Raw genomic sequence first — 13,924 nt, forward strand, 5'->3', positions numbered from 1 at the left:
ATGGAATCGGAGCTGCAATTTCTGCCCGGTGAACGGATAGTCCATAGTGAATTCGGTCAGGGGGTCATTCTTGAACCGGTTCGGGACGGTTACCTGCGCGCCTTCTTCGGTATCGGTGAGCGCCGTGTTCCTGTTGGTTCAATACGTCAGGAACTCTCGCGTCTTGAGCGCATCCTCCGTGCCGTCGATAATGGTGCTGATCGAGCCAGTAAGGCATGGCTCTCCTATGAAGCACATGCCTTGCCCATTATGGAAAGTGCTTCGGCCCTCACCTCCGCCCGAATTGACCTGTTGCCTCATCAGGTTGTACTCACACACCGCATCGCCACCGCATCGCCACGGCGTTTCCTCATCGCCGATGAAGTAGGACTGGGAAAAACCATCGAAACAGCGCTCATTCTCCGCGAACTGGCCAGCCGAGGTGAACTCGATCGTGCGCTCATGGTTGTTCCTGCAGGTCTGGTCAACAACTGGCACCGGGAACTGAACGAGGTATTCAATCTTGGTTTCGAAGTATTCGGCTCCGAAGGTGATATTACCGATCGCAAAACAAACGCCTTTGCAAAACATGACCGACTCATCGCCAGCGTTGACACTCTCAAGCGTCCGGCACGTATCCGGCGCCTTCTCGACGCCCCACGTTGGGATCTTGTCGTTTTCGACGAAGCGCATCACCTGTCGGCATCCCGCAACGGTGGAAAGGTCAGAAAAACCGAGAACTATAAGCTCGCAGAAGCTCTCAAAGATCACTCACGGGATCTCTTGCTGCTCTCAGCCACTCCGCACCAGGGCAATCACTTCCAGTTCTGGATGCTGGTACAACTGATGAATCCGACACTCTTCGCCAACCCTGAAGATATGCTCGGCAATCGCCATCGCCTCAACACGGTCATGTTTCGCCGCTCTAAAGCCGATGCCTGCCAGCCGGATGGCTCACCACTCTTCGCTCGTCGCTGTGTGCATACCGAATCGTTCCTGATGAATCTCGACGAACGCCGCTTCTATGAAAAGCTGCGCGAATACCTTCAGGACGGTTTTAACCTCGCCCGGCGCCAGGGTAATCAGGGTCGCGCACTTGGATTTCTCATGGCGATCTTTCAGAAAATTGCTGCATCCAGCTTTGCTGCGGTACGCCGTACTCTCAAACGGCGCCTCTTGATGTTGACACTGCACGAAGCCCACCTTAGAGATCGGGAACTCGACATCGAGGGGAGAGAACGACTCATCAATGAAGCACGGGAACTCATCCATGAAGAATTCGCTCTGTCGCATGACAGCATGGGGCGCAGTGAAGTAGACCGGGTGCTTGCCGATCTCAAATACCGCTTGCTCAAAAAGCTCGACAAGGACGCTCTCGAAATGGCCGCTGATCCCTATGGCAGCGAATATGCATCGACGCATGCTGAAGAGGCCGCTGCCGCTGCCGTAAACCTGCATTTACCGGAAGAACGCCAGCGCATTGTCGAGCTTCTCGGCGCTTTTCCGCAACAGCGCGAAACCAAGGCACAAAAACTCCTTGATGGTCTTGGAACACTATGGCGGCAGAACCCCGACGAAAAGATCGTCGTTTTCGCCACCTATCTCGGTTCCGTCGACCTGATTGCCCGTGAGATCAACCAGACCTTTCCCGGCCAAGGGGTAGTCATACTGCGTGGCGGAGACCACGGAGCCAAAGTTGCCGCCGAACGGCGTTTCCGTCAAAAGGACGGTCCCCGTGTCCTCGTATGCACTGCGGCAGGCAGAGAAGGCATCAACCTCCAGTTCTCCCGTATTCTTTTCAACTTCGACCTGCCCTGGAACCCTATGGACGTGGAACAGCGCATCGGACGCATCCATCGTTACGGTCAGAACTACACCGCCCAGGTGTACAACCTTGTACTTTCCGATACCATCGAAGGCCGGATATTCCTCATGCTCGATGAAAAACTCACCGAGATAGCCCGTACAGTCGGCAAAGTTGACGATCAGGGTAACGTCGCCGAAGACCTTCGGACTCAAATTCTTGGTCAACTCTCCGAACGCCTCAATTACGACCGCCTCTATCAGGAAGCGCTGTCCGACCCTGAACTCAAACGAACACAGATCGAACTCGAAGCCGCCATGTCGAACTCCCGGGAAGCCCGGCAGGTCGTTTTCAACCTCTTTCAGGATCTCGATGGATTCAGCCTTGACGACTACAAACCATTCTCCGATGTCTCCTCAAGTCTTGACCGAATCGTTCGCTTTCTCTCCGCCGCCCTTCTCGAACGCCAGCAAAAACTCGTCAGAATCGATGAACAGACATACGACCTCATCGCGGAAGATGGTAACCGACAGGTTCGATTTACCCTGAACCGTAATGCCGCCACCGCTCAGGACGAACTCGAACTCCTTGGACTCGATCACCCCATTATCCAATCAGAACTAACCAGATGGCGAAGCCTGCCACCTGAAGCCATTGGTATAGCAGTTACTGCTGATCTCGACGCCCCGGCTCTCCTTTCGATCTGGATCGTTGAAACCACCACAGGTAATGGTGACCGCCGTATCGTCATTCAACCTATAGCCATTACACTGGACGGCATAAGGGTTCCCGCCATTGAACGTCAAGGTGGACACTACCTGCAGGCCACTCCAGCCCGGCCTTGGCTTTTGCCTGAACAACGCTTTGAAATTTTCTCCCGTATAGTCGAACCAACCCTTCAACGAGAGCTTAAACACAAAGGCACCACCAACGGCGACAGCAGCTATTCTGCCGAATTGATTGCCTATGTTGAAATAAGCACCGGAAAAATTCATGGTTGATAACGGTTAAAATATAAAGGCAAAGCGGTTGATGCCTGGGCATATCGGCATCAGGTAAAGCTGGTATTCAAGAGACTGAGCAATCCTGTCATAGCCATACAAGGTTGGGGCGGTAAAAGAAATGATGTAACCGTTAAGATGAAATGGGACAAGTAAAGAAAATGTGGGAAGAAGCCATGGAGCGCGGCTATTATGTTGATGAGGAAATTGTTGTATGTCCTCATTGTTTCGAAGAAGAATCGCTACAGGATTTCATCAGAAGCCGAGGTGGAAAGTCCCCCTGTACATATTGTGGAGCCGTTGCCGAAGGTACCTGTATGCTTGATGAGTTGCTGAATCATGCAATGGATTGCATTAGGACAGAATGGAGACACCCAGCGGACGAAGGGCTGCCTTGTGAAACAAGAGAAGGTGGATGGCAATTCGCAGAAGTAATTGGCACGCAAGAGTTGTTTGAACGAGTAGGTTTCTATGCATTGAACGACGATTTGCAAAATAAAATAAACACCACCGTAGATGATGATGAGTGGTGCGAACGCAGTCCGTATTTACTCCGTAGAGATCAGACCCTTTTGTATGGATGGAAAGAGTTCTCAACGTTCGTTATGCATGAAGCCAGATACGTTTTTTTGAATGCAACACCTGAGAGCTACGATGATTCAAGGCCTGATGAAATCCATCCAGTCAAAATTCTTGACGCACTTGCAAACCTGGCTGAGGAAATTGGCCTAATTGGCAAAATTGAACCAGAGACCAGTTTATATCGTGTACACATCGTAGATCAAAGTGAATCTCTTACGTCAGCCAAACGACTCGGCTCCCCTCCACTTGATCAGGCATTATATTCAAACAGGATGAGCCCGGCAGGGATATCAATGTTTTATGGCGCATTGGATATGAATACCGCTATTCTTGAGATATTTGACCCATGCAAAGGGAACAGGAAAAAAGCCGCTTACGGTATTTTTTTCCCTGTGCGACCATTGCGAGTACTGGATCTTTCAAAGATACCTGATGTGCCCAGTATATTTGATTTGGCAAAACATAACATTCGACCAGGAATTATGTTCTTGCATGATTTTCTTCGAGATTTTACCAAACCTATTTCAAAAGACGAAAAAGCTCATGTAGAATATGTTCCCACTCAAGTTGTAACAGAATATTTCCGTCATATTTTTCGTACAGCAACCGGGGAGCGACTGGATGGAATAATGTACCCAAGTTCCAAGCATGAAAACCAAACGGCCGTCGTAATCTTTGCAAACAACGATGCCTGCGTCGAGGCGGGAGACATTTCGCTACCCAATGCTCTGCTCGTCCTCAGAAGCTATGGAATTACGGAACTGGTGAAAACCCTTCCAACAACCTTGAAAAAATTAATTTAGCTCTATCGAATCTATCAGCAGGAAATCTATGAGGGCACTCACAAATTCATAAAATTATAAAGCAGCAGAAGCCCTTACCATTTTGTTCACCACCGACAGAATGCACACACAACCCAAAAACATAATCTCCCAAGCGCCGTACTCCGCTTCGCTCCGTTTGCGCAGCCCGGCCAGCCCCATTCATCCCTGCACCCTCCCAAAAGCAGGATCGAAAGCGGACTACCGCCTTCTACCTGGAGCAGCTCACCCCGATAACCACGACCCCCGGCGCCCTTGGTTCCAAGAGCGCCAACAAAATACAAGCTTGCGCCCGTCACCTCCGCTCCGCGCCATTCCCCCTCCCCAAAGGTGAGACGTGCCTGATGAATAAAATGAGGCTGTCGAACCGCTTTAAATCAAAGCACTTGTGTATATTATTGCGTAGATATTCCTGCTTATCGACTAACTTGTCCAAGAGTGCAATGGAAAACAATAGGTAAAGCAAACAACCCTTTTCTTTACATAGCAACCACGACATGTAAAAAAAACAACCCTTTCTTTCCATGTCAACAATCTCACAGATAAAAAGCAACCAATTTTTTACACCGGTAACCAGCCATGTCCTATAGCATACCCACATTACCCCTTGCGATTGAACTGGAAACAGTTCCTGTGCTTAAAAAAGCCGCATCAACTTGCTACATTTTCATGGATAGGGTAAAAGTCAGACCTTACTGGAAAAGGAGGTATGAAGAAATGGGAGAAAATCAAACCCGTCGCAAGTTCAGCAAGCAGTTCAAATTGATGAAGTAGAACTGTCGCTACGAAGCAACAAAATGGTTATCGAAATAGCTGGGGTTCTTGGAATCCATGCTGAACTATTCTATCCTTGGAAAAAAGAGTTTCAGGCAAAGCAAACCGCATCCGTTCCCTGTAACGGTCATTCGCTTCGCTTTCATTTTTTTATATTTTCTTAATAGCAACAGGAAATACTTGTCATCGTCGTTTAACACAAATTGTTCTGGAAATTCCCATGCAAAACCGAAAAGTTAACTGGGATGATGTTCACGTCTCAAATTATGAGTCAGCAGCATTCTGGGACGTGAAATGGATATCGAAGGCACGTGACCTGTACGAGTGTGCAAAAAAACTTGAACCCGAAGTAGTTCGTATATGGGAAAACTGGCGAGCAGTGTCAAGTAATGAAAGTGTAAAACTTCAGGCTGACCACTATCAGGGGGTCTATTTCATGCTACTTTCATATGCTTTGGAAAACCTTTTAAAGGCGTCACTGGTCGCCAAGAATGGGAGTCAGTATAAGGAAAAAAAGAAATTCCCAGAAGATCTCAAATGTCACGATCTTGTCAAGCTTGCTAATCGCATCAATCTGAAACTTGAGGCTGGAGAGGAAGATCTTTTTCGACGTCTTACACGCAGTGCTATTTGGCACGGGCGATACCCTGCGCCGCTGAAATACTCTGATATGAGCGGTGTCGACGCATTTCTTGACGGTAGTAAACATTCGGTAAGTTGGTATGGCGAAAGCGACATAGAACGTTTGAATGCGCTCATATCAGGTCTTCCCGCACGATTAGCTCTTGATGTGCAGTATTGGGAAAGATGCTGATTATAGCTTTGGTTTACCTGTTTAACCATTCTATTACCCAATAACCACCACCTCATTCCTCGGCCCGTCATCCGCCGGAGGAGCCTCCCATTTAGCCCACCGCTCAGGATGCTTCCGCTCCAGAAACCACGCCGACGCAAACCAGCTCTTCGCCGAAGCCGTCTCAATATTCTTCAGGTGAAACACCTCCGCCTTAGCCTCAGCCTGCTCAACCGCCAGGTACAGCTCATGGTATATCCCTGACCGTTCCCGCTCACCCCGCTTCAGCCAATTCAACAGCACCTTCCCAATCCCCGCAAGCTTGCAATCCACCTCCCGATAATGACCCGCCACAAGGCACCTCGGTGATCCACCAGATAATCTCCGCTTCGTTCCATTTGCGCCGCATCCCTGGTGCGCAGGCCAACAGAAGCTTGCCTGCACTGCAACAGAAGTTCATACGAAAACAATCACAAGAAAACGTACATTTCCGATACAACAATTTCCATGAGCAAAGAACCGATAATCAACAACAGGTGTTATGCCGACGATAGCCATGTTCTATGGAATTATAATCCGGATGTATTGCTCACCCGGTGAACATAATCCCCCCATATCCGTGCTTACTATCAGGAATTCAAGGCGATTATTGACATAAATAATTGTGAATTGTCAGAGGGAAGGCTCCCATCGAAGCAAATGAAGCTTGCTTTGGCATGGCCGAAATTCATAAAGAAGAACTTTTGGCAGATTGGGAACTGGCTTCGAATGGGGAACTTCCGTTTCCCATCAATCCATTACAATAAGGAGTTCGTCATGTACCCTTCAGTGGTAAGTGTTAAACCATTAAACGATTACAAGTTATTGCCTGTGTTCGAAACCCCGTGAAAAAAGAATTTTTGATGTAGCTCCCTACCTCAATACCGGTAAATTTGCAGAACTGCGAAACCCCTCGGTATTTCATACGGTAAAGGTCAAGTTCGACACGATAGAATGGTCAAACCAGTTAGATATCGATCCAGAGTTTTTGTATGAAAAAAGTGTAAAAGCTGAGCTCTAACTCTTTGCTGTGGCCCGCTACGGCTTCAGAACCTGCAATGCGCCCTGCCGGAGTACCGGCAAAAGATGGCGAAACCGTTCATAATGCTTTTTTCGATCGATCATACAAGGAGAGCTAAACCATGAAAGTGAAATATTTTGAAGATACTGATACCGCTTATGTTGAATTACTTGATAAACCGGTGTTTGAAACTCGCGAGATTAGTGAAAACATCTTGATTGATGTTGATGAGAAGGGAAATCTTGTCAGTATGACTATTGAGCATGCCAAAGAAAATGCTGGTTTATGGGAATTTTCTTATCAGGAAATCCCTCATCGGGAAACAGCGTAAACCTGTTTTGTATCGACAACCCGCTTAAGAAATAATCAGGCACGATATTCATTTCAGCTTTAAGCCTCTGAATTTCTACGATATACAGAATTTGCGGCATCTGCAAAAAGGGATTTGGGTATATCCCTGTGGACTGCCTGAGAAGCAGGAAACAAAAAAGCCCGTACCGAAAATGTCGATACGGGCCAATTGTGGAGATGGCGGGAGTCGAACCCGCGTCCAAAACATTGCTCAATAAAGCTGCCACACTCATCTCAGGTGTTCAGTGTTTCATGAACCGGTGCTACACCTGTAAAGTTCGGTTCACTATCCCTCTTTGTTTCACCCGCCTGCCTTTCCGGGCAAAAGCAGTCGGAGCTTACTTGCGCGAACCGAAGCTCAAGCGCGGGTTATGCCATCCGGTGGCTTCAGAGTAAGCGCCTCCCCCATCGGACGATGGCTGATTAATTAACTTGTGCTAATCAGGCAGCCATTGCATACGAATAATCGTCTGCATGTAATGTTTGCATAGACTTCTTTAACGAGTCCATCCATGCTGAAACTCGGAGTGCAACTCCATCTTACACCTGCCCTGTCGAAAGCCTGTCATCCCCAGTGTATCAAAGAACGGTTCCGAATAAACGGAGTACTATATATGCTTTTCCAGGCAATAGAACAACAACTATTCCCCTCCATTAATTTCTGTCAGGGAAAAGAGGGGTTCCGTTTGCTCAGTTCAACCCGGGCAGTTCGGGAGAGTTTGCGACAATCTGGTACTCTCCTCCCTTCGAACGCACGGTGCGACCCCACATCCTTTCATAGGCATCACTGAAGATAATATCCTTCGAAGCTTCGGCGGTGTACCAGGCCCCCTCTTCAAACTCTGCCTCAAGCTGACCTGCACTCCAACCTGCATAGCCAAGAAAAAAGCGGATCTCGGAGGGCATCATCACTCCGGTATTGAGAAGATAACTCAGTTCATTTTTGTCACCTCCCCAAAAGATTCCGGGAAGTATCTCAAGTGAACCGTCAATGAGATCGCCTCTTGAATGAAGAAAATGAACGGTATCCACCTCAACAGGCCCGCCCATATGTAACCGTTCTTCTACCTCTTCAAAGCCGGAAACTGCCTCACAAACCTTGAATTCCATTGGACGATTCAATATAAATGCCAACGAACCGCGTTCATTATGCTCACACACAACCAGAACAGTCCGCTTGAAACTCGATTCAAGCATATTGGCCGAAGCAAGCAGTAGTTTTCCGGCTTTAAGCTTGTCAAATTCGTTTACCATGTTTCTCTCTCAGGTTTTTTGCTGCAAATAGTTGAGCAACTCTTCGGCATGTTGAGCCGGTGTAACTTTCGGCCACACATGTTCGATGATTCCTTCCTCATTGATAAGATAGGTCACCCTCGCGGTACCCATATACTCGCGCCCCATGAATTTTTTCAGCCCCCACACACCATACGCTTCAACAATCCTCTTGTCAGGGTCGGAAACAAGCCGGAAAGGGAGTTGATACTTTTCCGAAAACTTTTTATGCTTGCCCTCATCATCGATACTGACACCGAGTACTTCCACCCCCGCGCTGTTAAATTTAGGGAAATTATCACGAAAAGCACAAGCCTCTTTGGTACATCCGGGTGTGTCATCTTTCGGATAAAAATAGAGCACAACCTTACGGCCACGGTACTCTTCGAGCGTCACCAACTTTCCATCCTGATCTTTTGCCGCTATGGCCGGGGCAGGAATACCCTCCTGAAGTATTGACATTGGCATGAATGAAGCTTATTCTGTTGATAGAGTTGTTCTCTTGTGTCAATCAATCGTTACAGCAAAAAGTTTCTTTCCTGAACCATGAAGTCATATTCATTCTGTCCTATTTGCGCAACAACCCTTGAACGGGCCATGATTGATGGCCGTGACAGGATGTTTTGCCCATCCTGCTCCTGGGTGCACTATATTAACCCTCTTCCTGTAGCTGTCGCCTATACTATCAATAGCAACAACGAACTCCTTGTCATCCGCAGGGCTCATGAACCTGCGCTCAATGAGTGGGCTCTTCCAGGAGGATTTCTTGAAGCGGGTGAAGAGCCGCACGAGGCGTGTTTACGTGAGTTGATGGAGGAAACCTCTCTGAAGGGAAAAATTGATCGTATGATAGGCATCTATCAGAGGGAGGTTGAACTCTACGGTTCGCTGCTTGTTGTCGCCTATCGGGTCATTGTTGACGATGATGCCATAACCATCAACCATGAGCTGTTTGAAGCTGGCTTCTATCCTCACCACCTTATTCCTGAAGTACGAATTCCCCTGCACCGCCAGATTATCACCGATGCGGCGCTGCACGATTCCGTTCCTCGAGGCTCTTGATTCACACTTTGGGATGCGAAACATGCAGCGTATCGTAGACTTTATTTGTCAATCCTTTTATGGAAAATGGCTTCAGAATAAGATTCATAACCTCGTCAACTCCTCCCTGACTGGCGATAATATCGGCAGTATATCCCGACATAAAAAGCACCTTGATGTTGGGAAAAATCGAGTAAATTTTTTCGGAAAGATCACGACCATTCATTTCAGGCATAATAATGTCTGTTAGCAGAAGATTAATCTCTCCCTTGTACCCTTGGGCAATCTGGATGGCTTGCGCAGGAGTGCCTGCAGTCAGGACGTGGTAGCCCTGATTTTGCAAAATCATTTTACTCAATTTCAAAATCTCATTTTCGTCGTCAACGATGAGTATGGTTTCCTCACCAGGCTTGACCTTTTCTGCTGGCAATTCTCTCTTGGACGAAAAAGCCTCACCGGTATATCCCGGGAAATAGACACTGAATTCCGTTCCTTTACCCGGTTCACTGGAGAACCTGATGAAGCCATTATTCTGTTTCACAAGACCATAAACCGTCGACAACCCTAAACCAGTACCTTTCCCGGACTCTTTTGTCGTAAAAAATGGCTCGAAAATATATCCAGCATCTTTTTCTTCTATACCCCTGCCATTATCACTCACTGAGAGAAGAACATATGCACCTGAAGAACCAACTTCCCCATCGACAGCATAGGGTTCATGAAGCATAACATTTTTGGTCTCAATAACGATTTTTCCGATTTCCGTTATGGCATCACGGGCGTTAACGCAAAGATTGATGAGAATCTGGTCAATGTGGGAGGAGTCCATGTTTACAGGATAGAGGAGTTTTTCTGGACTCCAAACCAGAGTAATATCTTCACCAATGAGCCGTCTGAGCATGTTGAGCATACCCTCAATAACAACATTAAGGTCAAGAACCTTCGGAATCAGGGGTTGTTTTCGGGCAAACGCAAGTAATTGATGGGTAAGGTCGGCAGATTTTTCTGCTGCGTTGAAAATTTCCTGAAGACTTTCCCTGAGTGATTCATTGAGCTGATTATCGAGCAGGGCCATTTCTGCATGACCAAGAATCACACAAAGCATATTGTTGAAATCATGAGCGATACCACCAGCCAGCCTGCCAACAAGCTCCATTTTCTGCGCCTTGACCAGCTCGTTCTGAATTCTGCTTTCCGACAACTCGGCCTTCTTTCGGGCAATAATGTCCCAGGCAATACCAGCCATGGAGGACAAAAGCTTCACATCTTCCTGATCGTAATCGACCACTTTATTGCCAATACCAATAATGGCGGTGATTTTCTCACCACGCATGATAGGAACAACCAGCTCACGCTCAACGGCAATATGACCTTGCGGCATCCCTTTCCGGTTTGAGAGGGCGTCGTAATTGTTATGGATCATCGCCCGACGTTCACGAATGGCGTCAGCCCAGACCCCGGCATCCTTCAGTGGATAATGGCGGCGAAAACCATCTTCTACCAGGCACAAATTCTTTTCGGTATTGGTTGACCATGCCTGCAATGAAATGCTGATCTGGTCTGGTTCGATGAAATGAATAAAGCCAATGGTACTTCCTGTCAGCCTCTCCGCTTCGTCAAGTGTTTCGCGAAGCACCTCTTCAATGGAATAGGAGTCAGCGAGCAAAAGCAGGTGCAGGCGAAATGCAATAACCGCTTCATTACGCTTTCGCTCCGTGATATCATGGATCAGGCCAATAATACCAAAAGAGCCGTTGTCATAGTAATAGTGCAGATGTACTTCCCCACAAAAGACTGCTCCGTTTTTTTTCTGGTATTTGAATTCAAGAATCTGGAGCGTCAACTGATTCAACAAGGCCTCATTGAAAATGGCAAGCGCTCGAGAAATCTCGTTTTCTACAAGATATTCAGTAAATAAATGACCAATAACCTCTTGAGAGGTATAGCCGAAGATTTTTTCAATTGCTGATGATGCGTAGGTTAGATGGCCAAAATTGTCGGTGACAAAAACCACCTCTGCCATTTGTTCTGTAATGGAGCGAAACTTTTTTTCACTCTCAAGCAAGGCATTTTCCGTCTGCTTGCGTTCAGTGATGACATCAAAGACGGTAACGAAGTGACCAGATTTTGTACTGTATACCGAAATATCAAGCCACGTTTTCAGGGATTCCAGATAAAATTCAAGCCGTTCTGTTATACCGGTTTTTGCTACCCGCCCGAAGATCTTCAAAAGCTCGGGATTGATGTCATGAATACCGGGAATCACCTCTGAAATCTTCTTGCCCTCAACATTTTTCAGACCGGTCACTTTTTCGAAGCGCACATTAACCTGTTCATAGATAAAATCGACTGGACGCTCCTCCTCATAAATCATCCGGCAATAGGCAATAGCATTCAGTGTGTTACTGAAAAGGGAGCGATAACGCTCATTGCTTTGTTGTAATGCCTCCTCTTTTTCTGCCCTTTCGATAATGTCTGCGGTCTGACTGGCAAGCAGATGCAGCAGTTTCAGAACCCTCTCTTCAGGGTGATAGACGACAGGAAAATAGGTGGAGAGTATGCCAAGCAACTTTCCACTACGGTTGACCATTGGCGTTAATTGCAGTGACCGTACTCCGTCAGCAAGATGCGCTTCAACCTCTTTTTTGCCCCAGATGAGCGTACTTTGCGTTATATCCGCCACCATAATCTGCTCTTTTCTTCGCATGACCCTGTCGCATACACAGGGCCCGACTGCAGAATCATGGCAGCATTCCTGAAAGGGATCGGTAAAACCTTTCTGGGCAGCGATTTTCAGGTGGCCTGATTTTGCATCGACAAGACGCACAGAACCCATGTCTGAGCCTGTAATGGCACATGCCGCATCAATGACTTTATCAAAAATCCCCTCTACATTACCCTTGCGAACAAAAAGTGTGGAAATTTCATGAAGTTTTGACATCGCTTCAAGATCTTTGTCCAGAACAGTTTGCGCTGCTATCAGACTCTCTTCCGTACGCTTGAGTTCCGTAATATCCTGTGAATAGACAACCAGCCGATCGACCTCTCCGACTGAGCCAAAAAGAGGACAGATATGGTGCATCTTTCTGCCCTGAAGCAGACGATCCCCCTCCAACTCTCCCTCGAAAGAGAGGCGTTTGCCAGTACGCAATACCTCCTCAACCTTTTTCCTTCGATGAAGCGCTACATCAGGAGAGAGCAGATCGTAAACGTTTATTCCGGGACACTCTGAAAGGCTTTTACCAAAGCGTGCCGCGAAAGATTCATTGGCCTCAAGCACTATGCCCTGACAATCCATGATGAACATGGATTCAGGAATTGCATTAAACAGAAAGCGAAGGGTCTGCTCAGTTGAGTGCCGTTCTAAATCTGCCTCGTCGTATTTTGGAAGATCCATTGTAATGAATTACCGATCAAGCCTTTTTAAATCAAAGGAAGCCTCTGTGACTCCCAACTTTCCAGCAAGCTGCCTCGTGGCCTGCTTCATAAACAACCAGCTCAGGCTGTTCCTGACGACAATGAGCATCAGCCTCAGGGCATCTTCCAGCGAACCGGCACCCTTCAGGCAGGTTTACTGCGCTCGGCACATTGCCTTCAATGACATGAAGGCGCTCTTTTGAAGAGCCGAGACGAGGAATAGAGTGCAGCAACCCTCTGGTATAGGGGTGGAGTGGATTATTAAAGAGCTGCTGAACCGAACCGGTCTCAACCACTCTTGATGCATACATGACAAGCACCTCTTCACATAACTCTGCCACAACCCCGAAGTCGTGGGTAATGAGCATCACGCTCATCGCGTTATCGGACTGCAGTTTACCGATAAGGTCAAGAATCTGTGCCTGAACGGTGACATCAAGCGCCGTAGTCGGTTCATCAGCAATGAGCAGCTCGGGATTGCAGGAGAGCGCCATGGCAATCATCACCCGCTGACGCATACCACCTGAAAGTTCGTGCGGATAAGATGAAAAGCGCTCCGCAGGGTTCGGAATTCCGACCAGGTGGAGCAGCTCGACGGAGCGTTTTTTTGCCTCTGCATGATTGAGGTCACGATGAATAAGAATCTGCTCCATTATCTGGCTGCCGCAGGTAAAGACTGGATTGAGCGAACTCATCGGTTCCTGGAAGATCATGGCAATCTCATTGCCTCTCAGGTGGCGCATCTCCTCTTCCGACAGCTTCAGAAGATCTCTTCCCTTCCAGAAAATCTCTCCTCCAGCAAAATATCCTGGCGGCATGGGCACAAGACGCATCAGAGAGAGTGCTGTCACCGACTTTCCGCAACCGGATTCCCCGACAATTCCCAGCGTACGGTTCCTCCCAAGAGAAAAACTCACACCATCAACAGCTTTTGCAATGCCATTATCGGTTGAGTAGTAGGTCTTGAGATTTTTCAGTTCAAGAATTTTTTCCATATATAACAATCATTCCCGCACTCGCTGGTTTAAA

At 47.6% G+C, this 13,924-nt stretch carries 12 protein-coding genes and 1 other RNA gene; 7 read left to right on the forward strand and 6 right to left on the reverse strand.

Features of this window, described 5'->3' with window-relative positions; all coding sequences use genetic code 11:
• From AC56AD_RS10780 to AC56AD_RS10790, 3 genes are all read left to right on the forward strand, one after another.
• Positions 1 to 2,784: a DEAD/DEAH box helicase gene (locus AC56AD_RS10780; RefSeq protein WP_012508816.1), complete on the forward strand. Its 2,784-nt coding sequence runs from the start codon at positions 1 to 3 to the stop codon at positions 2,782 to 2,784.
• A 143-nt stretch (positions 2,785 to 2,927) separates the two neighbouring features.
• Positions 2,928 to 4,169 carry a HEPN-associated N-terminal domain-containing protein gene (locus AC56AD_RS10785; RefSeq protein ID WP_012508817.1) on the forward strand — a complete coding sequence of 414 codons (1,242 nt, stop codon included), beginning with the start codon at positions 2,928 to 2,930 and terminating at the stop codon, positions 4,167 to 4,169.
• Between the two features lie 1,012 nt (positions 4,170 to 5,181).
• Positions 5,182 to 5,775 (forward strand): HEPN domain-containing protein, encoded by a 594-nt coding sequence (locus tag AC56AD_RS10790; RefSeq protein ID WP_012508819.1) that lies wholly within the window; start codon positions 5,182 to 5,184, stop codon positions 5,773 to 5,775.
• 33 nt (positions 5,776 to 5,808) lie between these two features.
• On the opposite strand, the gene AC56AD_RS10795 is transcribed toward AC56AD_RS10790, so the two are convergent.
• A complete protein-coding gene (locus AC56AD_RS10795) occupies positions 5,809 to 6,108 on the reverse strand; it encodes a hypothetical protein (RefSeq protein WP_012508820.1) in 300 nt (99 codons plus the stop codon).
• A gap of 300 nt (positions 6,109 to 6,408) precedes the next feature.
• Here AC56AD_RS10795 and AC56AD_RS10800 point away from each other — a divergent pair, with 300 nt between their 5' ends.
• The 3 genes from AC56AD_RS10800 to AC56AD_RS10810 all read left to right on the forward strand — a co-directional run bounded on the left by AC56AD_RS10800 (position 6,409) and on the right by AC56AD_RS10810 (position 7,145).
• Positions 6,409 to 6,642 (forward strand): hypothetical protein, encoded by a 234-nt coding sequence (locus AC56AD_RS10800; protein ID WP_317623612.1) that lies wholly within the window; start codon positions 6,409 to 6,411, stop codon positions 6,640 to 6,642.
• Positions 6,643 to 6,694: 52 nt separating this feature from the next.
• Positions 6,695 to 6,814: a hypothetical protein gene (locus tag AC56AD_RS10805; protein WP_397234048.1), complete on the forward strand. Its 120-nt coding sequence runs from the start codon at positions 6,695 to 6,697 to the stop codon at positions 6,812 to 6,814.
• 121 nt (positions 6,815 to 6,935) lie between these two features.
• Positions 6,936 to 7,145 carry a DUF2283 domain-containing protein gene (locus tag AC56AD_RS10810; RefSeq protein WP_012508821.1) on the forward strand — a complete coding sequence of 70 codons (210 nt, stop codon included), beginning with the start codon at positions 6,936 to 6,938 and terminating at the stop codon, positions 7,143 to 7,145.
• 189 nt (positions 7,146 to 7,334) lie between these two features.
• Here the strand turns inward: AC56AD_RS10810 and ssrA are convergent.
• From ssrA to bcp, 3 genes are all read right to left on the reverse strand, one after another.
• Positions 7,335 to 7,738: a transfer-messenger RNA gene (ssrA, locus tag AC56AD_RS10815) on the reverse strand.
• Positions 7,739 to 7,855: 117 nt separating this feature from the next.
• A complete protein-coding gene (locus AC56AD_RS10820; protein WP_012508822.1) occupies positions 7,856 to 8,419 on the reverse strand; it encodes a YqgE/AlgH family protein in 564 nt (187 codons plus the stop codon).
• Between the two features lie 9 nt (positions 8,420 to 8,428).
• Positions 8,429 to 8,899 carry a thioredoxin-dependent thiol peroxidase gene (gene bcp / locus AC56AD_RS10825; RefSeq protein ID WP_012508823.1) on the reverse strand — a complete coding sequence of 157 codons (471 nt, stop codon included), beginning with the start codon at positions 8,897 to 8,899 and terminating at the stop codon, positions 8,429 to 8,431.
• 84 nt (positions 8,900 to 8,983) lie between these two features.
• On the opposite strand from bcp, the gene AC56AD_RS10830 reads away from it, so the two are divergent.
• A complete protein-coding gene (locus AC56AD_RS10830; RefSeq protein WP_012508824.1) occupies positions 8,984 to 9,499 on the forward strand; it encodes an NUDIX hydrolase in 516 nt (171 codons plus the stop codon).
• 1 nt (position 9,500) lies between these two features.
• Here the strand turns inward: AC56AD_RS10830 and AC56AD_RS10835 are convergent, their stop codons facing one another.
• Both AC56AD_RS10835 and AC56AD_RS10840 read right to left on the reverse strand, forming a co-directional pair.
• A complete protein-coding gene (locus AC56AD_RS10835; RefSeq protein WP_012508825.1) occupies positions 9,501 to 12,875 on the reverse strand; it encodes a GAF domain-containing protein in 3,375 nt (1,124 codons plus the stop codon).
• Positions 12,876 to 12,906: 31 nt separating this feature from the next.
• Complete coding sequence (locus AC56AD_RS10840) at positions 12,907 to 13,890, reverse strand: ABC transporter ATP-binding protein (protein WP_012508826.1); 984 nt, start codon at positions 13,888 to 13,890, stop codon at positions 12,907 to 12,909.
• Between the last annotated feature and the right edge of the window lie 34 nt (positions 13,891 to 13,924).

This window comes from Pelodictyon clathratiforme, assembly GCF_982375515.1.

Bases quoted from the DNA above. Each gene is read 5' to 3' on its own strand.
- AC56AD_RS10820 (WP_012508822.1), bottom strand. From the start codon at position 8,419: ATGGTAAACGAATTTGACAAGCTTAAAGCCGGAAAACTACTGCTTGCT.
- AC56AD_RS10840 (WP_012508826.1), bottom strand. From the start codon at position 13,890: ATGGAAAAAATTCTTGAACTGAAAAATCTCAAGACCTACTACTCAACC.
- AC56AD_RS10835 (WP_012508825.1), bottom strand. From the start codon at position 12,875: ATGGATCTTCCAAAATACGACGAGGCAGATTTAGAACGGCACTCAACT.
- AC56AD_RS10780 (WP_012508816.1), top strand. From the start codon at position 1: ATGGAATCGGAGCTGCAATTTCTGCCCGGTGAACGGATAGTCCATAGT.
- AC56AD_RS10830 (WP_012508824.1), top strand. From the start codon at position 8,984: ATGAAGTCATATTCATTCTGTCCTATTTGCGCAACAACCCTTGAACGG.
- AC56AD_RS10790 (WP_012508819.1), top strand. From the start codon at position 5,182: ATGCAAAACCGAAAAGTTAACTGGGATGATGTTCACGTCTCAAATTAT.
- AC56AD_RS10785 (WP_012508817.1), top strand. From the start codon at position 2,928: ATGGGACAAGTAAAGAAAATGTGGGAAGAAGCCATGGAGCGCGGCTAT.
- bcp (WP_012508823.1), bottom strand. From the start codon at position 8,899: ATGTCAATACTTCAGGAGGGTATTCCTGCCCCGGCCATAGCGGCAAAA.
- AC56AD_RS10810 (WP_012508821.1), top strand. From the start codon at position 6,936: ATGAAAGTGAAATATTTTGAAGATACTGATACCGCTTATGTTGAATTA.